Raw genomic sequence first — 23,636 nt, 5'->3', positions numbered from 1 at the left:
CCCGCTACCTCGGGATCGCCGATGAATCGGCTCCTACCGGGCGAGCGATGCGGTCGCTAGCCTTGCCGGATGGCGGCCACCCCCGTATGTTCCGTTCTTCCGTCCCGATCGAGCCACCGCCGATGTCGCACCCGCAGGAATCGCCACCCGAACAGCACCTCAGGCGTAGCCTGTCGAACCGACACCTGCAGCTGATTGCCATCGGCGGCGCCATCGGTACCGGCCTGTTCATGGGCTCGGGCAAGACGATCAGCCTGGCTGGGCCGTCCATCCTTTTCGTTTACCTGATCATCGGCGTGATGCTGTTCTTCGTCATGCGCGCGATGGGCGAGCTGCTGCTCTCCAACCTGGACTACAAGTCGTTCATCGACTTCTCCACCGACCTGCTCGGTCCCTGGGCCGGGTTCTTCTGCGGGTGGACGTACTGGTTCTGCTGGATCATCACCGCCATCGCGGACGTGATCGCCATCTCCTCGTACGCGCAATTCTGGTTTCCCGGCCTTGCGCCATGGATACCCGCCCTGCTCTGCGTGATCCTGCTGCTGGTGCTCAACCTCACCACGGTGAAGCTCTTCGGTGAGCTGGAGTTCTGGTTCGCGCTGATCAAGATCATCGCCATCTGCGCGCTTATCGTCTGCGGCTTCGGCATGGTGGCCTGGAGTTTCCATTCGCCGAACGGCCACGTGGCCTCCCTGAGCAACCTGTGGAATGACGGCGGCATGTTCCCGACCGGCCTGGGCGGATTCTTCGCCGGCTTCCAGATTGCCGTGTTCGCCTTCGTCGGTATCGAACTGGTCGGCACCACGGCCGCCGAAACGGCCGATCCGGAGCGCAATCTGCCCAAGGCGATCAACTCGATCCCCGTGCGCATCATCCTGTTCTACGTCCTGGCCCTGGTCGTCATCATGTCGGTGACCCCGTGGCGCGAGGTCCTGCCGGGCAAGAGCCCGTTCGTCGAGCTGTTCGTGCTGGCCGGCATTCCCGCGGCGGCGAGCCTGATCAACTTCGTGGTGCTCACCTCGGCCACGTCGTCCGCGAACAGCGGCATCTTCTCCACCAGCCGCATGCTGTACGGCCTCGCCGAAGAAGACCACGCGCCGTCCGCGTTCAAGCGCCTGTCGAAGGCGGCGGTACCCTCGCGCGGCCTGCTGTTCTCGTGCATCTGCCTGCTCGGCGGCGCCACGCTGGTGTACGTCATTCCCGACCTCGTCACCGCGTTCACCCTGGTGACGACGCTGGCCGCGATCCTCTTCATGTTCGTCTGGTCGCTCATCCTCGCCGCGTACATCGCGTATCGCCGCAAGCGTCCCGAACTGCATGCGGTGTCGAGCTACAAGATGCCCGGCGGCGTGTTCATGTGCTGGGTCTGTCTGGTTTTCTTCGCCTTCGTGCTGGTACTGCTGGCATTGGAAGACGATACGCGCAAGGCACTCATCGCGAGCCCGGTATGGTTTGCCATCCTGGGAATCGGCTACGCGTTGCGCCGCCGTCGCGCGTAACGTAATCGACGCACGCGGCCTGATTTTGTAGGAGCCGATTCATCGGCGATCCCGCGGCAGCGGGCAGGGTTGTCGCAAGCACCCTATCGCCGATGAATCGGCTCCTACCGAGCAGTGCGAGATCGAACCCTCAGGGTGCGGACAGCACCGCTCCCTGCGCCAGCGCCGCGGTGATGAAGGCATCGGGCTGGTCCGGCGACAGGACCAGCTTGCTCCCACCGGCCAGCACCACCACCACGCCGTTATCGCGATTGCGCGCATAACTGCGCACGAAGCCAATCCGGCGGGAATAGAACAGTCCGTCGAAGGCGAAGAAGCCGCCGTTTCCGAACACGCGCGTCATGCCCTGGAACGCGAGGGCGTCGCGGCTTACCGACGCGCCGCGCAGCTCGAACGACTTGCTACCCAGCACCTTCTGCACGACCAGCCGGCCGTTGGAAATCTCGTACTCGCGCGTGGAAACCAGGTAGGTGCCACCGAGAATCAGCACGAGCACGCCGCCCAGGTACGGGCCGGCCGATTGCCCCGCATCGCGCCCGAACAGGATGACCAGGGCAACGACAAGAATCGCTACCGTCGTCAGTCCCAGCCAACGGACGTGGGGCGACATGCTTGTTGAAAACGTCGACATGCCAAACATCCCGGTCAATGCGTCACAGGCGGCGATGCCGGCACGGGTGCCGACAACAGCAGGCTACCGCGCACCACATTCACGTACGCCGACGCGACCGGCTCCAACTGGCCGTTCTTCAACCGCCACGCCGAAACCATCCAGTCGTCGTTGGCGCGCCAGCCCACATGGCCGTGGCCGATATAGCCGAGCAGTGTCTCGCCGCGGAAGGTGAACGGAAACATCGTCGCTTCGCTGTCGTAGCCGGTCATCGAACCCACGGCGAGGCCATCGCTGCCGAAGTCCGGAAGCGTCGGTGAGTCGCCCTTCGAGGCGATACCGCCCGGCGCCTTTGCACGCGCGACCGCGGCGTCATAGGCGGCTCTCTCGCTACCCTTCAGGGCACGATCCAGCGTACCTCCCTGCGGATTGCGGTCGTACTTCGCCACATAAGTCATGGCCGCCGTACCGAATTCGTCGCACGGCGACTGCTTCGGTGCACACGCCGAGCTATCGAGCTTCAATGCGTGGTCGAAACGCAGGATCAGATCCTCTGCTGGTCCAAAGCCTTTGCCCGCCCAGCGACTGGCTTCGATGGACTGCTGGTTGGGATCGCCGATATCGACGTTCATGGCGGCATAGTCGTCGCCCAGCTTCGCGACGAGGTGGTCCGTCATGCAATCGTCCCCCCAGACCGGTGGCCCGTCGATGGCGAACGCTTTCTTCCCATCGATGCGGTATGGCGCCTCGGTGAGGCAGTGCGCGGTGCCACCCATCGCGTACGCGGAGCTGAAGGGCGCGCCGGCGAGGACGCGGTTGTTGGGGCTCTCTTCGAGCTCGGTGATGGCCTTCTTCAGCGCGTTGTCCGCCTGATAAGGGAAGGCGGATACGTCCTTCATTTCCACCTCTTCAGCCAGCGCGATCGGGGCGCCCTGCTTCTTCAGGTCATTGAGGATGTCACGGGAGCCTGATGGCAGCTTCGGCAGTGCATCCGAAACAACCGTGAGCGGCGCCTTTGGCTTGCCGGCATCCAGGCCCGCAAGGAAGTCGATGCGCTGCTTGTACTGCCCGGCCAGGAAGTCTGGCAGCTGCTTGCCGAGGTCGCCGCTGAGGTACGTCCACGCCGAGTCGTCGCGACTGGCCAGCCAGTGACGTTGGTCCAGCTTGAGGGCGTCCGCCTTGTCGGGGTGATTCTTCAGTGCCGTGAGGAAGACATCGGCCAGCTTGCCGTCCAGCGCCGAGAGTTTCGGCGAGGCGCAGACGGCCTTCTCGCTGGGCGTGCGCGCCTTGGCGCAGTCGAAGCCGGCGGCATGGGCTACCAGCGGCGCAACAAGAAGCACCGCGACGCTGGCGACTCGTAATTTCCTGAACACAGGCGGTCCTTCGTCTTGCCGGCGGGGAGCGGCAGTGCCTGCATCTTGAACAAAACCGAAGGTGGCGCCAAGGGTTTGGCTTACATCAGACGTTGTAGCCACCAGCGACTTCGATCGATTGCGCGTTGATCCAGCCGCTCGCGCCGGACAACAGGCTCGCGATCACACGACCCACGTCGTCCGGCTCACCGACCCGGCCGAGTGCCGTCTGCCCCGCGAGCATCGCCTCGAACTCCGCGTTGAGACCGCCGCCGAGTTCGGTGCGGATGGCTCCCGGCGAGACCGCGTTGGCGCGGATCCGACGCTCACCGAATTCCTTCGCCATGTAGCGCGTCAGCACCTCGAGACCACCCTTGAAGGCGGCATAGGGCGCCACGCCAGCCGTAGCGACACGGGTGGTGGCACTCGTCAGATTCACGATGCTCGCGCCGTCGGCAAGCAGGGGAAGCAGCGCCTGGGTGAGGAAGAACGGTCCTTTCAGGTGCACGTTCATCAGGCCGTCGAACTGCTCGTGCGTCACGCTCTCCAGCGGATTGAAAAGGCCGTACCCCGCATTGTTTACCAGCCCGGCAAGGGAACGGCTTCCCCATGCGGAGGCAAGCGTGTCGCGGACGGTCTCGCGAAACGCTGCAAAGCTGTTGGCATCCGATACGTCCAGCGGGAGGGCGACCGCCTTGCCACCCAGCGCTTGGATCCGTTGAACGACCGAAGCGGCCGCTTCCGGCTGACTCTTGTACGTCAGGATGATGCCCATGCCCTGCTCGGCGCACTGGATGGCGGCGCTGGCGCCGATGCCGCGACTGCCGCCCGTGATGACGATGACTTTCATGCGTGGAAACTCGCTGTAGTGGGTAGAGATCCACCTTAGAAGTCGCAGCGATACGCTTCGCACCCGTTCCTGCTCCATACCTGCCCAATCCTCCCAACCGCTCCGGATGCCGCCCCGTCTCCCGCTACCATGAGGCATGAAAGACGCATTGCAGGAATTGAGAGCCCTGGCGGCGGGCGCCCGGAATCGCCTGACGGAGACGGGCATTCCGCGCGTGGCCATGGTCCAGGGCGTGATCCCGCAGCATCAGCTCGCAGCGGTCTACGAGCCTATGATCAACCTGATCCTGCAGGGCGGAAAGTCGATGACCGTCGGCGATCGCACGCTGCACTACGACCCCGCGACGTACTTCGTCATGTCAGTCGAACTGCCTGCCGTCGGCGCCGTTCGGCCGTCGGAACAAGGGGACCCGTATCTCGCGGTCAGCCTCACACTCGATCCCACCGTGCTCGCGACGCTGCTGACCGATCTTCCACCACCGTCACCGGACAGTCGCGGCGTCTCGGCTTTCGAGGTCGCCGCGGTCACCCCGGCGTTGATGGATGCCTGGGTGCGGATGTTGCGCCTCGTGCGGCACCCGGAAGACATTCCCGCACTCGCGCCCGCGTATGAGCGCGAAATCCTCTACCGCGTGCTCCAGGGCCCCCTCGGATGGATGCTGAGCGACATCGCCGCGCCCGATAGCGCCCTGGCTCGTATCGGGAAGGCCATCCAATGGATACGGCAGGAATTTGCCCTGCCGTTACGCGTCGAGTCGCTTGCCGAGCGTGCGGCCATGAGCTCGTCCGCCTTCCATCGTCACTTCAAGGCGGCCACCGCGCTCAGCCCCTTGCAGTACCAAAAGCGCCTCCGGCTCCTGCAGTCGAGGAAGCTCCTGTTAGGCGGCGCCGGCAACGTCACTTCCGTCGCGATGGAGGTGGGCTACGAAAGCCCCACCCAGTTCAGCCGCGAATACGCGCGTGCCTTCGGCCTGCCGCCCACCCAGGATGCGGCGCGGATCATTGCCGATGCGCGGCGCCATGGGGTCAGGGCGTTGTAGGAAACGGCCTACAGAAATCCACACGAAACCCCGCTATATTCCCCGAGTCCCAAGGACCCGCCGGGGGGCGGCGTCGCGTTGGGAAATCACAGGGGGAAGTCATGGAAGTCCTACCCGGCGCCCATGGGCGCCACTCGATGCCGTACCTAGAGGAGTCGCGCCGATGAGGCCCGGCATGAAGTCCGTTCGCCATCGTCACGACGATGCGCTGAGCCGGCTCACTTGGGGAGCATTCGAACACCTGGTGGCCGAGCACTTCCGACGACAGGGCTATCGCGTCGAACACACCGGCGCCGGCGAGGGCAACCTCCCGGACGGCGGCATCGATCTCAAGCTCCACCGCGACCAGGAACTCATCGTCGTCCAGTGCAAGCACTGGAACTCCTTCCAGGTGCCGCACAACGACGTGCACCAACTCATCGGCGTGATGCATACCGTCGGGGCCACGGGCGCGATAGTCGTCACCTCGGGCGAATTCACCACCGCAGCCATGGAGGCCGCGGTGAAGTTCCGGCATATCCGGCTGATCGACGGAAAGACCATACGGGCCATGCTCGGGCCGGTCGCGGAGCCCATCGGCGAAGCGCCTGCCTCGCCCGAGTTCCCTGCATGGTCGGGCGCGGCAAGACCGCCCGTCCGGCACACGCATACTCGCCAGGCGAGAATCGATCGCGCATCGGCCGTGGCCGCTGTCGCTGCCGTCGTCGTGATGGCGGGTGCCCTGGTGATGCTCTACACGTTCTACATTCACGAGATCCAGCAGGCGCAGATGGCGAGGTTGCTCGAGTCACGGAAGCCCGTGGCCACCGAGCAACAGCCGGTCGCCTCGCTACCCTCCGTACTCCCGGGGCTGAGATCTGGTCTGAGGGCAGTCGAAGCGATGCGGACGCACCCGCCCGTGGTCCACGACGCCGCCAGGGAACGTGAAATCGTCGCTTCCCTCGACGACAAGAAGCCGATCGCCACTGCCATCAAAGATCAGTAAGACCGCCTGCGATGGGACACAGGAAGGCAAGGTTCCGCCACGCCGATCCCCTGGCCAGCATGCCGTGGGACGAATTCGAACGCCTGATGGCGCGGCACTACGCGGCACGAGGCTATCGGGCCGAGCACTCGGGGACGGGGGTACAAACGTCGCGGAAGACATTCGACGGTGGCATCGACCTCAAGCTCTTCCGTGACGGTGAATACATCGTCGTGCAGTGCAAACGGGTGAACTTCTTCGAAGTGACGCATAACGTCGTTCACGAGTTGATCGGCGTGATGCACACGCAGCATGCCACGCGGGCGATTGTCGTTATCACGGGATCGTTCAGTGCCGCCGCCATCGCCGCAGCCGCTGAGTTTCCGCAGATCGAATTGATCGACGGTGTAGCGCTACGGCACATGCTCGCGGAAACGGGAGATTTGCCGACGACGTATTGGGCCGATGACGTGCTTTCATCCATGGCCGGTGCGAAGCCAACGGGTCCGTCGTGGACGCGGCGCAACCGGATGCCTGTAGCCATGCTAGCCGCGGCAATGCTGACAGCCGGGATAGCTGTACTCGGCTACTACGTCGTCATCCCCGCCGTGTTCCGGAGCATGACCTCATCCATTGTCCCCGCCACCCAGCGAGCGCCAACCGCGCGACCTGCGCCCGTCGTGGTGAGAGCGGTTCCTTATGCAGCCGCCGGCGCCGTGGGCAGCACGCCCAGCGGCGAGGCAACCGCCCCGCCATCCCCTCAGTCGCCGCCTGCCTTTACGAAGCTCAGCAAGAAAGAGGCGGAGGAGTGGGACAGGAAGAACGCCGAATCGATGCGGATTCTCGAGAAGACGACGCCGTCGCTGCCTTGAGACGCTAAGCCGGGGCAACCGCCTCGCAAGGCGTCGTCGACCTCATCGATCGCCTTAGGCGAATCGCGCACGCGCTCGAGCGACCGCCGAATGGTTGGCTACCGCGATCTGCCGAAAATCGTCGCTGATCTCCGTCCGCTCGGCCACACGCTTCCAGTAGATCTCAGCCCACGCAGCTGCTGTTGTCCAGTACGGCAGATCAGAAGGTGTCGGTGCAGGCGGCTGGAACTGACGCGCGACGACCTCACCCGTGCTGGCCGGCCTGTATAGCATCGGCAGCATGTCGTAGCTGGGAGTGACGCGAAGCGGCAACGTGTCGTCGAGGAAGAAACTCAGGTTTCCGAAATGCATGTCCGTATTCGCGATCATGCGCCCGAACCACCAGCGCTGTCGGACCTGTTGCTGGGTATCGTTGTTCACCCAACCGCCCTGCTGCATTCGCAGTGTGGCGCTCGGCCAGTCGTCGCGTTCTCCGTCATGCGCATCGCTCCATGCGGCGAGTGTTACGCACCCACGCCTTCCGTACGCTCCCACGCGATCGAAACGAGTCACTTCGAGGCAGAGTCGTCCCTGAGACCAGACCAGATCGGTACGAGCGCTGTCATTTCCCTGTTCGGCGAGCAGCTCGCTGGCGAGATGTTCGCAGATAAGGAGATCGGCCCACCGCCGTGCAGCCGGATGGTTGTCGACCGGCTCACTGAACTTGACGATGACGTGGCGCAGATGTTCGTCGCCGTCGTCGACGGTTGTGGTGAACTTGGGTTGCTCGCCGGCAGCGGACGAACCTACCGATTCGCCTGCAAGGGCAGCGACCGCGAGTTCTGCGTAGCGATGCGTTCGGGACGCACGAGGCGTGACTTCGGGTTCAGACTGCAGAGCACGTGCAAGAGCTCCTTCGCCGAGTACAAAGTCTCCAGGCCCGTCTTCTCCGTGCAGCACGAAGGCGGCGAGCACCGCATCATCGTTCCAACGAAGGATGTCCGCCGGGAGTCCAAGTTCGCGAGACCAGCGTTGGGCAAACTGTCGACCGAGGAAGCCTTGTGGCCGCTGGTCGTCGAGAAACCACGGCACCCCGGGGAACAGTCCATCCACGAAATCATCGCGAAGCCAATCGACCGGTTCTGGTGACGAGACGAGGCTGCCAGCGCCATAAAGCGAAGTCAGGCTGCCGAAGTCGTGTGGTCGCCCATGCGCATCGATTCGAAACAACGGCCATGTTGTGCCAAGACCCCGTACGTCTCGTAGCGCGGCGTAACGAGTGCGGCGGCCCCGGCCTATCTTGGCCACGCGGTCGCCAACCTCAGTGAGCATGCGCGAAATCGTCGGCTGACTTACCCCCAGCGCAAGGCCCAAATCGCGCGCGCTCGAAGGTCCTCGCAGGCGGAGGGCGTCAAAGAGAGGTCCGGAGCGGTCTACTTGGGCGGGCATGATTGAATAGATACTTGAATAGATTTTATAAGTCAACGATTAGCTATTTCAATGACTTACTCAGATCAACATGGGTCATATGAATAGATTTATATGGCGATTTTTGCTGATGCTGCATTTCTGCCGCGGCTTGAGGCTAAGAGGCGTCGGGTATCGCAAATGCCCATCAGTTCAACTTGCCGCAGAAGCCGTAGCCGTTGACTCTGCACGTGAACCCGTCGACATCCGATATTCGGTCCACCAGCGGTTGAATACGGCGCTCGATGCCCTCGCCCAGCCGATCGAGGGCAAACTCGTTAGGGAGCGATTGGACGCTGCTTCCATAAGAGGACTCCAAGAATAGCCAGTCAGTCGGGCCGTCCATCATCCTGACGACGCCATCCGACCGGTATCAGCGCAAGGCGTGGCGATTGTCGGGCGCGCCCGTCCCCACTCATCCCATTCCGGAATGAGCCCCATCCCATAACCCGCCTACTGACCGCCCTCGATGCCCCGACCTATGGCGCAACCGGAAGCCGCAAGCCGCTTCCCAACGCCCATCGGTCATCGAGGAAACGCTCATGTCTCGCCTGTTCTCACCCATCAAGGTCGGCCGTTACACCCTCTCCCATCGCGTGGTGCTCGCGCCCATGACCCGGCTGCGTACGATCCAGCCCGGCGACATCCCGAGCCCGATGATGGCCACGTTCTACGGTCAACGTGCTTCGGAAGGTGGTCTCGAGATCATCGAGGGCACCAGTGTCTCGATCAGTGCGCGCTCGTACCTGGGTGCCGCGAGCTTCTATCACGATGGTCAGATCGAGGGCTGGAAGGCCGTGGCCGATGCCGTGCATGCGAAAGGCGGTCGCGCCTTCATGCAGTTGATCCATGGTGGACGGCAGAGCCACGTGGAGATGACCGGCGGCGTCGATCCCGTGGCACCTTCGGTCGTCCCGTTCGAAGGCGTCGCCCTGACCAAGGACGGCTTCGTCCCGGCATCCCCACATCGTGCACTCGGCATCGAAGAGATCCCCGGCATCATCGAGGAGTTCCGCGTTGCGGCACAACGCGCTCTCGACGCTGGCTTCGACGGTGTGGAACTGCACGGAGCCAACGGCTATCTGGTCGACCAGTTCATCCAGGACGGCACCAACCGTCGCACCGACGCTTACGGCGGCCCGATCGAGAACCGAGCTCGCTTCCTGAAGGAAGCCGTCGAAGCCTTGATTTCCGTCTGGGGCGCCGATCGCGTCGGCGTGCGTATCTCCCCATCCGGCCAGTGGGGTGGTATTTCGGACAGCGACCCGGAAGCGACCTTCAGCTACGTGGCCAGGCTGCTGGACGGCTACAAGATTGCCTACCTCCATGTTGTCGAGCCGCGCATCAAAGGCGATGACACGCTACATGAAGGACAGGAGCCGGTCGCGGCCCACTACCTGCGGCCGCACTTCACGGGCCCGATCATCGCGGCAGGTGGATTCGACAAGGCGGGAGCGGAAGCCATCGTTGCTTCGGGTGACGCGGACCTCGTCGCCTTCGGTCGCCACTTCAGCTCGAATCCCGATCTGCCGCATCGCCTGCAGCACGACATTCCACTGACTCCGTATGTTCGCGCGGCATTCTGGGGCGGCACCGAGAAGGATTACACGGACTTCCCGCGTACGGAGCTGGTCGAGCCGGCCTGATTGCACCCGCACCCGCGGAGCCGATTCATCGGCGATCCCGCGGCAGCGGGCCAGTTCGAGGCTAGCACCCTATCGCCGATGAATCGGCTCCTACAACAGCGTCGCGAATCACGATCAATCAGCCAGGCAGCTCTCCACGAAAGCGGCGAACTGCCTGGCTTTCGTGCTGGCCATGCGGCCCGTGGGATACACGGCCGATACGCCGAGGCGCGGCAAAGCCCAGTCATCGAGCACCGAGACGACCTCACCGGATTTCAGTTCCGGCGCGAACGACCACGCCGACGCGATCGCCACACCCATATGGGCGAACACCGCCGCGCGAAGGCCCTCAGTCGCATTGATCTTCACCTGGCCGTGCAGCTTCACGTCCACCGCATCGGTTCCCTTACGGAACGTCCAGTCTTCGCCGCCGCCCATGTCGCGCGTGTAGATCACGGTTTCGTGGGCGAGAAGGTCTACCGGTGCTTTCGGTATGCCGTGTCGCTTGAAATATTCGGGCGTGCCGACCACGCGGCGAGGTGCTTCAGCGAGCAAGCGCGCCGTCATCGACGAACTGGCCAGTGGTCCCATGCGCAAGGCGATGTCGATGCCTTCGTCGACGAGATCGATCGTGCGGTCGTCGAGCACCAGCTCGAGGTCGAGCTCGGGATGCTCCTGAAGGAACTCCGGCAACCTCGGCACAATATGCAACCGGGCGAAACATACCGCCGCCGACACGCGAAGTTTGCCGCTCAATCCGGAAGCCGCGCCGCGCGCTGCGATCACCGCCTCACCGGCCTCCTCGATCGTCCGCAGCGAGCGTTCGTAGAAGCTCGTTCCGGCTTCGGTCGGGGTGACTGACCGCGTCGATCGCAGGAGCAGCTTCACACCCAGCCACTCCTCCAGTTGGGCCACCGCCTTGGAAACGGTCGGCTGGCCGACGTCGTAGTGCCGCGCAGCCGCCGAGAACGAGCCGGTCTCCACGACGCGCACGAACATCTCAATTGCCTCTAGGCGGTCCATCGGGGTACTCCGTCGCGGAAGGACTATCCGATGATACGACGTCGTCCACAATCAGTAATCAAATTCGGAAAGCTTGGCCAGAATTCGGAACTTCCTGTGGCAGGATCATTCTGCCGCTGTCCACTGTAGATCAGTGAACGGGCTCTCGGGGAACGTCGATTGGTTCGTAGATCGCATTCACTCGCCGCGCATGCGTGCGTGTCGACAACTATCCACGCCGTCACGCCAGCGACCATCGGATTCTGGACGATCCTCTCGACGAACCTCAATGCTTTAGGGCAGCGTCTCGCGGGATCATGGGGCGATGCGTAGTAACAAGCCGCCACCGAGATCAATCCAGATCAGTACGGCAAGGAAACATGTGCCGACTTCTGCGACATGGCCGCGCGTATTGCAAACATGCCGCCGATCAACAACAAATCGGACTATGGCCTGGCACGCTACCGTCAGACCTGTCGAGTAGCCCAAACCACCATCTGGCGCCGATGGACTGGAGTGACATGAAGCATTGCCGGAGCCTGCGTTACCTCTTGTCGGCCGTATATGCATTGGCAACCACGTCCTCGGTCGGCGCTGCCGCGACGTCGACCGATCCACCGCCCCTGCAGGGCCGATTTTTTTTCGTCGCCCTCGACCCGTCGGAACCTCCCGTACAGGGGAGCCCGTTACGTCAGCGGCTTTACGCGGCCCCCGCCGATGGAAGCACGTCTCCGGCGGTCGTCGCGAATTTTGCCAACGCTAGTGACCTCGTCGTGTATCCACGGCAGCACGCGCTCGGCGTAAACAGCAAATCTGGGGCAGATCGTGGACCCTTCCTCGTCGACCTGATGGCCGGGCATGCTTACGCGACCCAGAAGGCACTTAGTAGCCCGACCGTCGATCTCTTCACCGCAGCGGACTGGGACGCACCGTCATCGCAGGATCCCGCGCACCGCTATCTTGCTACCCAGGTCACCCTGTCACCGGATGCACGACGCGTCGCCGGCCTCGGCCCCGGAGGGCGAGTATGCGTTGCGCCGATCGACGGGCAAGAGGTGTCGGTCTGCGCATCCGACGTAACAGGCTGTCGAGGAATGTTCCCGACGTGGTCACCCGACGGCAAGACCCTCGCCTTTGCAGGTGGCACCAAGGGCAACCTCACGGCGTGCAATCTGCACGAGGTGTTCCTGATGGATACGGCCACCGGCGCAACGAGGCAGCTCACGGATATCCCTGGCGCCAGGCTCAACAACGAGATGCGCCACAGCATCGTGCGAGGCGGCGACCCCACGGACCATTGGCACCGGACCGGAGATCCGGTCTGGTCGCCGGACGGGCAATGGCTCGCCTTCAGTTCGGCCCAGGGGATCGGGAAAGTGCATCCCGATGGAACGGGGTTGCAGATGCTCGCGCAGGGCAGCAATCCGACATGGTCGCCGGATGGAAGCATGCTGGCGTATCTCGGGCCTCACGGTCACATCTACGTATGTCATGCCGATGGTAGCCATCCGGTAGAAATCGTCCCCAGGCAAGGGACACACCTGGGTATCTCGGACGTAGTGTGGGTCGAGTAGGATCCGCTAGCGTTTCAGCATCTCCGCCGCCTTCAGCGAATCCATATCCCGGTTCACCGTGGCCACGGCGATCACCCGCCCGTCCTTCTCGTACCGCACTTCGGCATCCTTGTCCGCCACGGAGCCTTCCTCGCGAATGGCGTCCCAGTCCTCGGCGTGCCCGACGTAGCGAATGGTCGTGTCGTAGTGGACGCTCCAGAAGAACGGCGGCTCTTCGAACGGGTCATCGATGCCCAGCATCCCTGCTGCGGCGACCTGGCCGTGACGCTCGGCGAGTACCCAATGCTCCACGCGCGCGAGCTCCCCATGTGCACCGGGGTAACGCGCGATGTCACCCGTGGCGAAGATGTTCGGGTCCGATGAGCGCATCGACGTGTCGACAACCACACCGCCTTCGATTCGCACACCGGCCGCTTCGGCCAGCTGTAAGCGCGGCTTCACGCCGATGCCGAGCACCACGCGCGTCGCACGTACCAATGTACCGTCATCCAGCTGCACCAGGCCATCGGCATAGCTTTCTGCGCGACGCCCCAGATGGAAAACCACACCGTTAGCCTCGTGCAAGGCCTTGATCATCGTTCCGATGGACGGACCGAACTTGCTTCGCAGTGGAATGAGCTCCGACCCGATCACATGCACCTTCGCACCACGATGGCGAAGCGATGCCGCCGCCTCCAGCCCGATGAAGCTGCTACCGATGACAGCGACGACATCGGAAGCGGTTACATCCGCGATCACCCGCTCGGCATCCTTCATGCTGCGTAGCGTGTGCACGTGCGGTTGATCGAAGCCCGGAGCGGAAGGGCGTATGGGCTCGGCGCCCGTAGCCAGCAAAAGCTTGTCGTACGAAAGCGTATCGCCCGAGGCCAGCGTGATCGTTCGCGAAGGCGCGTCGATACCGCGGACCACCGTCCCGAGCTTCAGGGAAATGTTCAGGTCCTTGTAAAACGCGTCGTCCTTCAGCGGCATCCACGCCGGGTCGGCCGTGCCGGCCAGGTAGTCCTTGGACACGTTCGGCCGGTCGTACGGTGCGTCCGCGTCGGAACTGATCATGGTGAGCTTGCCCGCAAAGCCATGCTCGCGTAATCGCTGCGCGGCCGCGAAACCCGACGCACCACCGCCGACGATCACGAAATGCTTGTCCGCCATAAGCGCCGGGGCAGAGGGCGCCTCTTCGGGCAGTGCCTCACGAATGAACACTTTGCCGCCCTCCTCTTCCACCTTCCAGCGCGCCACGGGGGCCAGTGCCGGCGCTTTCAATGCCCGGCCGGTCTTCAGATCGAAACAGGCGTGATGCCAGGGGCAGCTGATGGTGTCACCCACACGGAGGCCTTCGTGCAGCGGTCCGCTGTAATGGCTGCAGGCACCACCCAAGGCCACGATGCCGTCGTTGGTGCGCGCCACGATGATCGCCTCGCCATTGACATGGCCGGCGAAGACACCGTCCTCGGGAAGCGTGCTGGCGTAAACGCCCTGGCTGAAATCGGGCCCAACGGGTGAGGCGTCAGAATCGGTGGACATGACAGGTTCCCGTGCTGGCGAAAGCTAGCTTTTGAATGTAGAGGCCAAATGTGACCGTGGCTAGGCGGTTCTGTGTGTACATCGTGATGTGTTGACAGCACCAATGCGCCCTACGTTCCAGGTGTCATGCAATTTCGGAAGAAGTTGATGATTTCGTGAAGACACCGTAGTGAGAACCGGATCTCTTGGCTTTTTATCCTGCGTTCGGCAAGCTCCGGGGTCGCCATAAAGGAGCTCCACGATGAGAACGGCCCACACGCTCGCCATCACCCTCGCCCTCCTCGTCACCGGCAGCAGCGCCTTCGCCGCCGACAGCACCAGCCAGGTGATCAAGCGCCAGGCACCCAAGGGCATCACGGCTTCGTTCTATGCGTGCGTCGACAAGGCCGGTTCCGACACGACGGCGCAGGGCACCTGCCTCACCGCTGAAAAGAAGACGCAGGACACGCGCCTTAATACCACCTATAAGGCGCTCACCGCCAAGCTCACCGGCAAGGCGAAGGACAATCTCCTCGCATCGCAGCGCGCCTGGCTCGAGTTCCACAACAAGAACGGCGATTTCGAAGCCACGCTGTATGGTGATGAGCCGGTAGCCGACCTCCAGGTCACCCAGAACGATATCTTCCGCCTCGCCGAGCGCGCGGACGCCCTGGATAAGTACCTCACCATCGCCAACGATCAGTAATCCGTTCCTTCAAGGAGAGAAGTCATGGCTGGTATCGACACGCACGATGTGAACTCGCTCGCAGGTGCCACGTATTTCGTGGTGGGACGTGGCACCGAAGGCGGTCCGTCTTCGTACCACCTGTCCATCACCGGCGTGACCTCCGGAACGTCCGATCCCAACTGGGGCCATGCGAACAAGATCATCGCGGACAGCGGTTACTCGCTCGGCACCATCCAGGTTGACCTCGGCAAGCGCGGCACCTGGGCGCTGGGTGCCACCGATGGCGCGGCGCTGGCACCCGGCCAGACCACGTATGTGGACGGCATCATCGACCAGTCCTCGCAGTACGCGAAGGATCACGGACTGAGCTACACCAGCGACACGACGAAGCTCCGCCGTGACCTGCTCACGCATGGTAACGGCGAACACGGTCGCACCACGCTCAACTTCATCGACAAGGACACCCGCGACGGCATCAACGCGTGGGCGGGCTCGCAGAACGGCCAGAAGTGGATCCACACCAACATCGACTACCCGCAGATCAAGAACGCGACGCAGTCGGCGATGGACACGTTGGGCAAGTACGGCAAGAACATCCCCGAAGATCGTCGCCTGGAAACCGTCGCCATTCTCGCCAAGACGGAGAACCAGATTCCGTCGCAGATGAAGAAGTTCGAGAAGGTCATGCAGGATGGTGGCGACTACAACGCCGTACTCGCCAAGGCCAACGAGATCAAGGAAACCTACTCGTACTACGACGGCCCGAAAGCCGCCGCATTAGCCGAGCAGTACAAGAATGCATACAAGGACCCGGAAAAGGCCGCCGCACTCGATCGTGCCAGCGCCAAGGTCGGTGATCCAAACTTCGATCCGTCGAAGTCGGGTAATGACGCGGATATCAAGGCGGCGCTGCAGGCGATTGGCCAGGGTGGTCGTGCGCATGCGCCAGCTGGCCATGCGTCGTTGAAGGACGGCTCACATGGCGAGAAGGTGACTGCTCTGCAGACCGACCTGGCCAAGCTTGGCTTCACCGACGCGCATGGCCGTGCGCTGCGCCCCGACGGGGATTTTGGTCCGGGAACGAAGGCAGCGGTCGAGGCCTTCCAGCGTGCCCACGGATTGACTGCCGATGGCGTGGCTGGACCGAAGACGCTGGACGCGGTGCAGAAAGCGGCACATCCACCCCAGGTCAGCCATCCGTCGCCCGTCAGCCTGTCCGACACCAGGCATCCCGGCCATGCGATCTATACGCAGACGTTGGACGGCGTGAAGGCTATCGATGCGCTGCGTGGCCGTACGTCGGACCATCGGTCGGAAAACCTCGCCGGTTCGCTCGCCGTGGCGGCGAAGAAGGAGACGATGTCGCAGGTCGACCACGTCGCCATGAGTGACGACGGCTTGCGCGCCTATGCCATGCAGGGTGCATCGAATTCACCGTTCAAGCGCGTTGCTGAAGTCGATGTCGCCGAGTCTGTCGCAAGGCCGCTGGAACAGAGTAGCGCCGAGTTCGAGAAAGCTCACCAGCAGCAGGGTCAGCAGACCGTTCCACAGCAACAGCAGACGCAGCAGCAAGCTCACGTTCCGCAGCAGGCTCCGGGCGTGCAGCCGTAGCGGCATAGAATAATTCTGAAAAGTTGTGAAACTTAGCGAATTTCAATGGCACGTCCTTGTTGCCATCTGAAGGAACTGCAAGGATGCGCGTCGGTCGACGAACAAGGGCTCACGTATGAGCGCGTCGCCGCCCACCTTGAATGGAATTCAGATGAACAAGCTAAGTTTACTTTTCGCTGCCGCGGCGGCTGCACTCGCACTTTCCGGTTGCGCCACGCCCTTCGACCACAAGACCGGCACGTACGTCGCACCGGAGGCGCTCGCGGGCTTCACGAAAGGAACGACCACGCGCGATGACGTGGTCGCCGCCATCGGTCAGCCACCCGAGAAGAAAGAGGTCATGGGCAAGGAGGTCTGGACCTACCCCTACATGAATTTGCCGGCCAACCCGTATGCGAAGAAGACGCAGGAGACCACTGTGTTCGAGTTCGATCGCAACGGCAAGCTGATCAGCGCGTACAAATCCGGCGCCATCCCGGGAAAGAGCGGCAACCCCCTGTTGGACGCCGCGGGCATGTGATTGCCGCTTACGCCGATAGCGCCCGGGCAAGCACTTTGTAGACGCGCGCGTCCTGTGACTGCGCCACATTGAAACGCACGAAGCCCGTCGCACTCGACGCCTGGCTGAAAGCATTTCCCGGCGCGAGCACCACGCCCTCTTTCAGGCACGCTCGCGCCACTGTGGCCGCATCGACACCCGTCGGTAACTGGCACCACAGGAACATGCCGGCTCCCGGAACGAGCCATGGCTTGATGCCCAGGTCGGCAAGCTTTGCCACGGTTTTCTCCATCGCTTTCGCCAGGCGCTCGCGCACGGTTTCCATGTGCTTGCGATAGCCGCTGTCCGTCAATGCGGCAAACAGGATTTCAGCGGACAGGCGCCCTCCTCCGAAAGAGGTCGCGATCTTCAGGTCGGCCAGGCCCTCTATCCAATCAGGACGGGCCGCCACGTAGCCGCATCGAAGCGATGCCGAGATCGTCTTCGAAAAGCTACTGACGTGAATCACGCGCGAGAGGCCGTCAAAGGCCGCCAGCCTCGGCGCAGGCACGGCTTCGAAGTCGGCAAAGATATCGTCTTCGACGATCACCAGATCCGACGCCTCGGCAAGCTTCAGGAGGCGATGCGCAACGACGGCGGACAACACAGCGCCGGTCGGATTGTGCAGCCCCGAGTTGGTGATATAGAGGCGCGGCGAATGCGCCTTCAACGCTGCTTCGAACCTGCCGACATCCGGCCCGGTTGGGGTATACGGAATGCTGACAACGTTGACGCGATGTGCCTTCAGCAACGAGTGGAAATTAAAGTAGCAGGGATCGTCCACCATCACGGTGTCGCCAGGCTCCAGCAGGAACCGGCAGATCAAGTCGATGGCCTGGATGCCCGACTCGGTCAACATGATCTGATCGGGTGCCGCGTCGACGCCGATGCCATGCATCCGGCGGGCGAGCAGCTGACGCAGCCCGGGGTGTCCCAGCGGCGTCGCGTATTCCACCAGCTCCAGCGTCTCGGCCCTCGCCACGGCGCGCAGGGCGCGGCGCATGCCGGCTTCGAAGAGCCAGTCCGCCGGGAGCCAGCCGCAGCCCGGCTTGAGTAATGTGGCATCCGCTTCCAGCGACTGCCGGGAGATCCAGAGCGGATCGACCTCCCTCTCGACCTTCGGACCCATATCCGCCAGCGCTAACGGTGCCACCGGGCCGGCCACATAAAAGCCGGCGCCTCGTCGGGACGTAATGACGCCCTCGGCGGCCAGCCGCTCGTAGGCTTCCACCACGGTCGAGATCGATAACTGCATGGTTTGCGCTTGCGCACGCACCGATGGCAGTCGCGTACCCGGCAGATAGCTGCGCGAGGCGATGCGCGACCTCACTTCGGTCATGACGGTCTCTATCCGACTGCCGCTACGCATCGCTCGCCTCGACTGTACTGGGTTGGAAAGCATTACAGTTTCTTTTAATTGTACTGCTTTGTGCCTCGTTTGCGCCCTTTCCGGATGCTCAACTTCGTCGGTCTGATTAGGAACGACCGATGGAAAAAGCAGCAAGTGGATGGATCAATGGATTCATCGGTGTCGCCATCTTCGCCGGCTCACTGCCGGCAACGCGTGCGGCCGTGGCGGACTTCGACCCCATCTTCCTGACCAGTGCGCGGGCATCCATTGCCGGACTGTTAGGACTGGCGCTTCTTTTGGTGCTGGGACAACGGCGACCGGCATTCGTCCATCTCGTGCCCCTGGCGATGACTGCTTCAGGGGTCGTCGTGGGCTTTCCGCTGCTGACTGCGCTGGCATTGCGGCATGTCACATCCGCCCACTCGGTCGTCTTCGTTGGCTTGCTTCCGCTGTGCACGGCCATCTTCGGTGTGCTTCGCGGAGGCGAGCGTCCCCGACCCGTCTTCTGGGTGTTCTCGATCTGTGGTGCTGCGCTGATCGCCGGCTACGCAGCCATCAGCAGCGCGGGCGGATCCGCCCAAGGCGACCTGCTGATGCTGGCCGCCATCATCGTCTGCGGCATGGGGTATGCCGAAGGCGCGCGCCTTTCGCGCATCCTGGGAGGCTGGCAGGTCATCAGTTGGGCGCTGGTGTTGGCGCTACCCGTCATGTTGCCCACGGCGCTCGTCACCATGCCCGCCTCGTTCGAGCACGTGAGCCGGGCCGCATGGCTTGGACTTGCCTACGTCTCGGTATTCAGCATGTTGATCGGTTTCGTGTTCTGGTATCGCGGACTGGCGCAAGGCGGTATCGCCGCGGTAGGACAACTGCAATTGGTCCAGCCCTTCATGGGCCTCGCACTCGCCGCGCTCCTGCTGCGCGAAACGGTGAACTGGACGATGTTGCTCGTTACGCTAGCCGCGGTGGCGTGTGTTGCTGGGTCGAAGAGGTATGCAGCCCCGGCGCAAGGTAAGCTTTAGCCTTTCACCTTAGGGGCGTTATTCCGTGCGGACATTCTCGATCGTCGTCATGCTAGTGATCGCATCCATGGCAGGCAGTGCCGCGGCACAAGCCGAAGACTGCGACGAGGCGTCCAGTCAACTGTCAATGAACATGTGTGCCGACCAGGAATTCGAGGCGGCAGATAAGCAATTAAACGCCACGTACCGCCAGGTCACCGGTCGGTTGAAAGGCGACCAGGCCGCGACTTCGCTCCTGATCAAGGCACAACGCGCGTGGCTTTCATTTCGCGATGCACAATGCGAGTTCGCCGCCTCGGCGAACGCCCAGGGGAGCATCTCTCCGATGCTGATTGCCCAATGTCGCAGTGCTGCCACACACGCCCGAACCAAGGAGCTGGAAGCTCTTCTTCACTGTGAGGAAGGCGACATGAGTTGCCCTGTGCCCGGACCGTAATCCCGGGCTATCGTAAGCTTCCCCGTCAAGCAGACATTTCAAAACAGAACATCAGGCGGCTTGTTGACGGTATCGAGGCGTGAAAAGAGGTGTTGATCGAGGACTTCTTCGCGGAAGGTTCGATTGAATCGCTCGATGTACGCATAGACTTTCCCGTACCAGACACGTCGACAGTGAGCGCGCCCCTGCAGGACGGCATGATCAGCACGATGCCGTGAATACCGTCGCTTTCCACTCGCGCGGTCAAGGCAATGCGGCGGTGATCATAGACAGATGGGCTGGCACCCGAGACCGACGTGAAGACGCCCTACTTGTCGATGCAAAGCGAGATCGGTTTCGATCTCACCTCACCTTCGAAGCCTGCAAAATCTTTTGCCATTCCATCGTGGTAGATCGCCGAAATGGTGTAACAACCCTTTGTCAGCATATGAGCGTTCTTGATGATCTGAAGATTGAACATATGCCCGATTATTTGCCCAGGCGTCAGTATGATGTACGTACTTTCAGTAGGAACTTCGGGATTAATGTGCGACGCGTCAGGGAAGACCTTTGCGTGATTTCGAATATCGAAGGTCAGGCTCCCGAAGATCCGATCAAGCAGGAAGTCCTTACGCACCTTGACCGCGTTGTCTTGTGTGTTCGCAACAATAACGTAGATATCGCCCTTGTCACGCGACACTTTCAATGAAAGCTCGTCGGAAGCCTGAGACAGCACAGGAACCGCCATCGCAATTACGAAGGCGATGATCTGCTTCTGGAAATATTTCATATCAATTACCTAAAGGCTTATAGATGCGATGACCAATCAAGGACTTATTAATCGCCGCGGTAGGACAACTGCAATTGGTCCAGCCCTTCACGGGCCTCGCACTAGCCGCGCTACTGCGAGAAACGGTGAACTGGACGATGTTGCTCGTTGCGCTTGCGGCGGTGGTGTGTGTTGCCGGGTCGAAGAAGTATGCAAGCCGGGTCACATGAATTGCGATGCTTCCCGATAGCATCACTTCTACGCCGATGTGAAATACGCCGCGTTCCTCTGAATCGCCGGCTCAAGCACTCTCAGCACGTCGCTCGCCCGGATTCTCAGAGGCTCCCACGAGCGATGCCGCATGGCGGCGATGGATCCCTCGCGACTGTTCGTAGGCAGGCCCTCGACGACGATGGCCTCCTCAGGCAGTTCCTTCAATGCACTAGCCAGCCTAACGAGCGCATCAGCTTGCGCGCCCGTGAAGTAGGACAGCGGGGAGTTGACCATACCTGGAATCGGCCCTGAAACGTCCTCCTGAATTTCCCAGGCGACATTGTAGTTACCCATCACTTCGCACTGCTCGTCCGCACTGAGCTCAAGAATGCGAAGTGCCTTGAGGAAGTAGAAGATTTCGTGCTCGAACCACTCTTCCGCTGATAATTCTTCATTCACGATGGGTCCTCCACCCGACTACCTGCTTGAATCCATCATTGCTTTCACGGCCGCCCTACCCCCGGGGGTCATAAACGGAAGCAGCGCATCGAAGTCCGCAGTGAACCCGATGTCACAGCCGTCTCCCGTCGCCCATTGGTTGAAGGCCATGCCGGTGGCGGTAAGACTGATACGAAACAGCACCGCACCGGTGTAGTTCGCCGTGCAGTTGTCGTCGCCTGCCGGTATATCACCGGGCTTCACGAACTTCGCCAGCAGTGGCGCGGGCATGGTCGCCGAGTCATCGGCGCCTGGGGTACCTTTCGCACCGAACCATCCCCACAGGTCGACACGCTTGCCCGTCACCAGGTCCCAGGTCAGGTCGTGACTCGAAATACCGCTTTGTCCCATGCCAGCCGCCCATGAGTAGAAGTTTATCGACAGGTACCGGCCTAACCAGAACGAAGGTGCCACGGTCGTCTCGTCGTCCATGACGAACCCGCGCGTGCTCAGGTCGTTGCGACGTCGGGCGTTGTACTCAGCCACTGTTGCCGGGCTGTCGTCGATGAACTGGCGAAGGTCGCGGTTGATGGCGTCGGCGGCGGCACCCGGTAAAAGGATCTGGATCGTCGCCTGGTTAACGCCGGATAGCGTGCGGTAGCCGTGACCATTGAAGTCATTGCGCGGGCCGGTGACCACGCGCGGCGCGGTTGGCGCTTCCAGCAGCGCGACGAAGGCATCGCTGCCGCAAGCTTTTGGGTCAGCTACGCCGGCGCGGGTCAGCGCGACAGGCACCCCGACCGCGTCATCCTTTTTCTTCTTCCAGCTGCCGGTGAGCGTGTCGCTCCCTGCGGCCAGTTCGACTTCCCAGACGCCGTCGGCTTCCTTGATGGTCTTGTTACTCGCGTCGAAGCCAACGCTGATCGGCACGAGGTGCTTGAGGTAGTAGTAGCTGCCCTCCGCCCCGTGGGTGTCCGAGCGATTGAAGCAGGCGACGACAGGTTGCCATCCGATGCTGCCTTTCCAGATACCGGGCAGAGCCGCAGGATCGAGTGACGCGGCCATGACCAGTGGCGACGTGATCACCAGCGCAGCGACAAGTATTCGTATGTATCCAATCAGTCCCAGGCGCATATCCGGTGGAGTTCCTTCTCGTGGCGTTGCGGAATCTTACGCCGTACCGCTACACACCTGCGATGGGGCCTCGCACCAACGGCACCGCCGCCCGAATCACCGACAACCCTGTCTGCAAAAACAGCGCAGCCAACGCCGCACCGAAGACCAGGTCGAGCCACCACCAGCCGGTCCACGCGATCAGCCCGCTGGTAACCAGCACCCCTGCATTCCCGATGACATCGTTTCGCGAACACTGCCACACCGAACGCATGTTGATGTCGTCCGCGCGATAGCGTGTCAGCAAGGCCAGGCAGGCGCCGTTGAGCATGAGCGCGCCAGCCGACGCCAGGCTCATTAGGCCCGTGGTGGGTGGCACCCCGTGGGATAACCGGTAGACCACCTCGGCCATCACCACCGCCGCAAAGGCGACCTGCAACCCACCCTTGGTCAACGCGGACATCGCGCGAGCGCGCAGGGAACGACCGACCACCAGCAGACTGATGCCGTAGACCAGGGCATCTCCCAGGCTGTCCAGCGAGTCGCCCTGCACGGCACTGGAATTAGCCAACCAGCCGACGCCGAACTCGCCGCCGAAGATCACCAGGTTGATAACCAGCACGGTCCAAAGCACACGGCGGTGGGCCGACGTATCCGCCAGGGCGCGGGCCTCGCAGTTATCGTGATCACAGCAACCCATGCAGGGAGTTCCACCAGGAAAGGGCTTAGACTGAGGTCCGTAGTAACTACGGAGTCAACCCATGCGCATCAGCGAACTGGCCGCCGCCACCGGGTGCAACCTGGAGACGATCCGGTACTACGAACGGATCGCTCTGCTTCCCGAGCCGCCCCGGCTGGGAACGTATCGCCAGTACGGCGCCGACGACGTGGCGCGTCTGGACTTCATCATGCGGTGTCGGCATCTGGGTTTCAGTCTCGAGGAGACCCGGAGCCTGCTCGGCCTGAGTGCCAGGCGAGACGATTCGTGCGCGGCAGTCGACGTGATCGTCCAGACGCACCTTGAACAGATCGAGGCGAAGCAGAAGGCGCTGGCGGAGATGGCGGGGGATCTGCGCAGCATGCTGGCCGCCTGTGCACAGAAAACCGTCGCCACCTGTAGCGTCGTGCAAACACTGGCGCACTGAGGC

The 23,636-nt window shown here is 62.5% G+C and carries 23 protein-coding genes and 1 pseudogene; 12 read left to right on the top strand and 12 right to left on the bottom strand.

Translation table 11 applies throughout. The features are described 5' to 3' along the window. Positions 1 to 122 precede the first annotated feature (122 nt). Positions 123 to 1,499: a D-serine/D-alanine/glycine transporter gene (cycA, locus tag HB634_RS17480; RefSeq protein WP_255548683.1), complete on the top strand. Its 1,377-nt coding sequence runs from the start codon at positions 123 to 125 to the stop codon at positions 1,497 to 1,499. A 130-nt stretch (positions 1,500 to 1,629) separates the two neighbouring features. Here the strand turns inward: cycA and HB634_RS17475 are convergent, their stop codons facing one another. From HB634_RS17475 to HB634_RS17465, 3 genes are all read right to left on the bottom strand, one after another. Continuing rightward, positions 1,630 to 2,109 (bottom strand): PH domain-containing protein, encoded by a 480-nt coding sequence (locus HB634_RS17475; RefSeq protein ID WP_213949525.1) that lies wholly within the window; start codon positions 2,107 to 2,109, stop codon positions 1,630 to 1,632. 35 nt (positions 2,110 to 2,144) lie between these two features. Next, positions 2,145 to 3,482 (bottom strand): lysozyme inhibitor LprI family protein, encoded by a 1,338-nt coding sequence (locus HB634_RS17470; protein WP_213949524.1) that lies wholly within the window; start codon positions 3,480 to 3,482, stop codon positions 2,145 to 2,147. An 85-nt stretch (positions 3,483 to 3,567) separates the two neighbouring features. Next, on the bottom strand, positions 3,568 to 4,311 hold the full coding sequence (locus HB634_RS17465; RefSeq protein WP_213949523.1) for an SDR family oxidoreductase: 744 nt from the start codon (positions 4,309 to 4,311) through the stop codon (positions 3,568 to 3,570). Positions 4,312 to 4,447: 136 nt separating this feature from the next. Between HB634_RS17465 and HB634_RS17460 the strand changes: the two genes are divergently transcribed. The 3 genes from HB634_RS17460 (at position 4,448) to HB634_RS17450 (ending at position 7,186) form a co-directional block, all read left to right on the top strand. After that, complete coding sequence (locus HB634_RS17460; protein WP_255548672.1) at positions 4,448 to 5,350, top strand: AraC family transcriptional regulator; 903 nt, start codon at positions 4,448 to 4,450, stop codon at positions 5,348 to 5,350. 175 nt (positions 5,351 to 5,525) lie between these two features. After that, positions 5,526 to 6,335 carry a restriction endonuclease gene (locus HB634_RS17455; protein WP_213949522.1) on the top strand — a complete coding sequence of 270 codons (810 nt, stop codon included), beginning with the start codon at positions 5,526 to 5,528 and terminating at the stop codon, positions 6,333 to 6,335. 11 nt (positions 6,336 to 6,346) lie between these two features. Beyond that, positions 6,347 to 7,186 carry a restriction endonuclease gene (locus tag HB634_RS17450; protein WP_213949521.1) on the top strand — a complete coding sequence of 280 codons (840 nt, stop codon included), beginning with the start codon at positions 6,347 to 6,349 and terminating at the stop codon, positions 7,184 to 7,186. A gap of 54 nt (positions 7,187 to 7,240) precedes the next feature. Here the strand turns inward: HB634_RS17450 and yjjJ are convergent, their stop codons facing one another. Beyond that, complete coding sequence (gene yjjJ / locus HB634_RS17445; RefSeq protein WP_255548671.1) at positions 7,241 to 8,650, bottom strand: type II toxin-antitoxin system HipA family toxin YjjJ; 1,410 nt, start codon at positions 8,648 to 8,650, stop codon at positions 7,241 to 7,243. A 524-nt stretch (positions 8,651 to 9,174) separates the two neighbouring features. Between yjjJ and HB634_RS17440 the strand changes: the two genes are divergently transcribed. Next, positions 9,175 to 10,278, top strand: a complete 1,104-nt coding sequence (locus HB634_RS17440) for an alkene reductase (protein WP_213949520.1) — start codon at positions 9,175 to 9,177, stop codon at positions 10,276 to 10,278. Positions 10,279 to 10,392: 114 nt separating this feature from the next. Here the strand turns inward: HB634_RS17440 and HB634_RS17435 are convergent, their stop codons facing one another. Then, on the bottom strand, positions 10,393 to 11,280 hold the full coding sequence (locus HB634_RS17435; RefSeq protein WP_213949519.1) for a LysR family transcriptional regulator: 888 nt from the start codon (positions 11,278 to 11,280) through the stop codon (positions 10,393 to 10,395). A gap of 827 nt (positions 11,281 to 12,107) precedes the next feature. Between HB634_RS17435 and HB634_RS17430 the strand changes: the two genes are divergently transcribed. Further along, entirely contained in the window at positions 12,108 to 12,833 is a 726-nt protein-coding gene (locus tag HB634_RS17430) for a PD40 domain-containing protein (RefSeq protein ID WP_213949518.1), read from the top strand. A gap of 6 nt (positions 12,834 to 12,839) precedes the next feature. Here the strand turns inward: HB634_RS17430 and HB634_RS17425 are convergent, their stop codons facing one another. Beyond that, positions 12,840 to 14,354 (bottom strand): FAD-dependent oxidoreductase, encoded by a 1,515-nt coding sequence (locus HB634_RS17425; protein WP_213949517.1) that lies wholly within the window; start codon positions 14,352 to 14,354, stop codon positions 12,840 to 12,842. 241 nt (positions 14,355 to 14,595) lie between these two features. Here HB634_RS17425 and HB634_RS17420 point away from each other — a divergent pair, with 241 nt between their 5' ends. The 3 genes from HB634_RS17420 to bamE all read left to right on the top strand — a co-directional run bounded on the left by HB634_RS17420 (position 14,596) and on the right by bamE (position 17,152). After that, positions 14,596 to 15,039: a lysozyme inhibitor LprI family protein gene (locus HB634_RS17420; protein ID WP_213949516.1), complete on the top strand. Its 444-nt coding sequence runs from the start codon at positions 14,596 to 14,598 to the stop codon at positions 15,037 to 15,039. 24 nt (positions 15,040 to 15,063) lie between these two features. After that, positions 15,064 to 16,632 carry a peptidoglycan-binding domain-containing protein gene (locus HB634_RS23030; RefSeq protein WP_276571548.1) on the top strand — a complete coding sequence of 523 codons (1,569 nt, stop codon included), beginning with the start codon at positions 15,064 to 15,066 and terminating at the stop codon, positions 16,630 to 16,632. Positions 16,633 to 16,783: 151 nt separating this feature from the next. Further along, on the top strand, positions 16,784 to 17,152 hold the full coding sequence (gene bamE / locus HB634_RS17410; protein WP_063571700.1) for an outer membrane protein assembly factor BamE: 369 nt from the start codon (positions 16,784 to 16,786) through the stop codon (positions 17,150 to 17,152). Between the two features lie 7 nt (positions 17,153 to 17,159). On the opposite strand, the gene HB634_RS17405 is transcribed toward bamE, so the two are convergent. Beyond that, positions 17,160 to 18,509, bottom strand: coding sequence for a PLP-dependent aminotransferase family protein (locus HB634_RS17405; RefSeq protein WP_213949647.1), 1,350 nt, complete (start codon positions 18,507 to 18,509; stop codon positions 17,160 to 17,162). A gap of 149 nt (positions 18,510 to 18,658) precedes the next feature. Here HB634_RS17405 and HB634_RS17400 point away from each other — a divergent pair, with 149 nt between their 5' ends. Both HB634_RS17400 and HB634_RS17395 read left to right on the top strand, forming a co-directional pair. After that, the gene (locus HB634_RS17400) at positions 18,659 to 19,540 is read left to right on the top strand and encodes a DMT family transporter (RefSeq protein WP_213949515.1); all 882 of its coding nucleotides are present in this window, start codon (positions 18,659 to 18,661) and stop codon (positions 19,538 to 19,540) included. Between the two features lie 25 nt (positions 19,541 to 19,565). Further along, positions 19,566 to 19,976, top strand: a complete 411-nt coding sequence (locus HB634_RS17395) for a lysozyme inhibitor LprI family protein (RefSeq protein WP_197478254.1) — start codon at positions 19,566 to 19,568, stop codon at positions 19,974 to 19,976. A 59-nt stretch (positions 19,977 to 20,035) separates the two neighbouring features. On the opposite strand, the pseudogene HB634_RS17390 reads toward HB634_RS17395, so the two are convergent. From HB634_RS17390 to HB634_RS17370, 5 genes and pseudogenes are all read right to left on the bottom strand, one after another. Continuing rightward, a pseudogene (locus tag HB634_RS17390) lies at positions 20,036 to 20,119 on the bottom strand (integrase core domain-containing protein); the annotation flags it as partial. Positions 20,120 to 20,283: 164 nt separating this feature from the next. Beyond that, complete coding sequence (locus HB634_RS17385; RefSeq protein WP_063571695.1) at positions 20,284 to 20,745, bottom strand: hypothetical protein; 462 nt, start codon at positions 20,743 to 20,745, stop codon at positions 20,284 to 20,286. 237 nt (positions 20,746 to 20,982) lie between these two features. Next, positions 20,983 to 21,396 carry a hypothetical protein gene (locus HB634_RS17380; RefSeq protein ID WP_213949514.1) on the bottom strand — a complete coding sequence of 138 codons (414 nt, stop codon included), beginning with the start codon at positions 21,394 to 21,396 and terminating at the stop codon, positions 20,983 to 20,985. Between the two features lie 18 nt (positions 21,397 to 21,414). Next, entirely contained in the window at positions 21,415 to 22,509 is a 1,095-nt protein-coding gene (locus HB634_RS17375) for a hypothetical protein (RefSeq protein WP_213949513.1), read from the bottom strand. 49 nt (positions 22,510 to 22,558) lie between these two features. After that, positions 22,559 to 23,188, bottom strand: coding sequence for a cation transporter (locus tag HB634_RS17370; RefSeq protein WP_213949512.1), 630 nt, complete (start codon positions 23,186 to 23,188; stop codon positions 22,559 to 22,561). A 61-nt stretch (positions 23,189 to 23,249) separates the two neighbouring features. On the opposite strand from HB634_RS17370, the gene HB634_RS17365 reads away from it, so the two are divergent. Then, positions 23,250 to 23,633: a helix-turn-helix domain-containing protein gene (locus HB634_RS17365; RefSeq protein ID WP_213949511.1), complete on the top strand. Its 384-nt coding sequence runs from the start codon at positions 23,250 to 23,252 to the stop codon at positions 23,631 to 23,633. Positions 23,634 to 23,636: the final 3 nt, after the last annotated feature.

Origin of the sequence: Luteibacter sp. dw_328 (assembly GCF_018449605.1) — a bacterium.
Lineage (GTDB): Bacteria > Pseudomonadota > Gammaproteobacteria > Xanthomonadales > Rhodanobacteraceae > Luteibacter.
The sequence above is the reverse complement of the archived record's forward strand: the minus strand, read 5'-3'. Positions and strand labels throughout refer to the sequence as shown.

Bases quoted from the DNA above. Each gene is read 5' to 3' on its own strand.
- HB634_RS17400 (WP_213949515.1), top strand. From the start codon at position 18,659: ATGGAAAAAGCAGCAAGTGGATGGATCAATGGATTCATCGGTGTCGCC.
- HB634_RS17425 (WP_213949517.1), bottom strand. From the start codon at position 14,354: ATGTCCACCGATTCTGACGCCTCACCCGTTGGGCCCGATTTCAGCCAG.
- HB634_RS17375 (WP_213949513.1), bottom strand. From the start codon at position 22,509: ATGCGCCTGGGACTGATTGGATACATACGAATACTTGTCGCTGCGCTG.
- HB634_RS17450 (WP_213949521.1), top strand. From the start codon at position 6,347: ATGGGACACAGGAAGGCAAGGTTCCGCCACGCCGATCCCCTGGCCAGC.
- HB634_RS17475 (WP_213949525.1), bottom strand. From the start codon at position 2,109: ATGTCGCCCCACGTCCGTTGGCTGGGACTGACGACGGTAGCGATTCTT.
- HB634_RS23030 (WP_276571548.1), top strand. From the start codon at position 15,064: ATGGCTGGTATCGACACGCACGATGTGAACTCGCTCGCAGGTGCCACG.
- bamE (WP_063571700.1), top strand. From the start codon at position 16,784: ATGAACAAGCTAAGTTTACTTTTCGCTGCCGCGGCGGCTGCACTCGCA.
- cycA (WP_255548683.1), top strand. From the start codon at position 123: ATGTCGCACCCGCAGGAATCGCCACCCGAACAGCACCTCAGGCGTAGC.
- HB634_RS17465 (WP_213949523.1), bottom strand. From the start codon at position 4,311: ATGAAAGTCATCGTCATCACGGGCGGCAGTCGCGGCATCGGCGCCAGC.
- HB634_RS17420 (WP_213949516.1), top strand. From the start codon at position 14,596: ATGAGAACGGCCCACACGCTCGCCATCACCCTCGCCCTCCTCGTCACC.
- HB634_RS17460 (WP_255548672.1), top strand. From the start codon at position 4,448: ATGAAAGACGCATTGCAGGAATTGAGAGCCCTGGCGGCGGGCGCCCGG.
- HB634_RS17440 (WP_213949520.1), top strand. From the start codon at position 9,175: ATGTCTCGCCTGTTCTCACCCATCAAGGTCGGCCGTTACACCCTCTCC.
- HB634_RS17435 (WP_213949519.1), bottom strand. From the start codon at position 11,280: ATGGACCGCCTAGAGGCAATTGAGATGTTCGTGCGCGTCGTGGAGACC.
- HB634_RS17405 (WP_213949647.1), bottom strand. From the start codon at position 18,509: ATGACCGAAGTGAGGTCGCGCATCGCCTCGCGCAGCTATCTGCCGGGT.
- HB634_RS17385 (WP_063571695.1), bottom strand. From the start codon at position 20,745: ATGAAATATTTCCAGAAGCAGATCATCGCCTTCGTAATTGCGATGGCG.
- HB634_RS17365 (WP_213949511.1), top strand. From the start codon at position 23,250: ATGCGCATCAGCGAACTGGCCGCCGCCACCGGGTGCAACCTGGAGACG.
- HB634_RS17370 (WP_213949512.1), bottom strand. From the start codon at position 23,188: ATGGGTTGCTGTGATCACGATAACTGCGAGGCCCGCGCCCTGGCGGAT.
- HB634_RS17455 (WP_213949522.1), top strand. From the start codon at position 5,526: ATGAAGTCCGTTCGCCATCGTCACGACGATGCGCTGAGCCGGCTCACT.
- HB634_RS17430 (WP_213949518.1), top strand. From the start codon at position 12,108: ATGGCCGGGCATGCTTACGCGACCCAGAAGGCACTTAGTAGCCCGACC.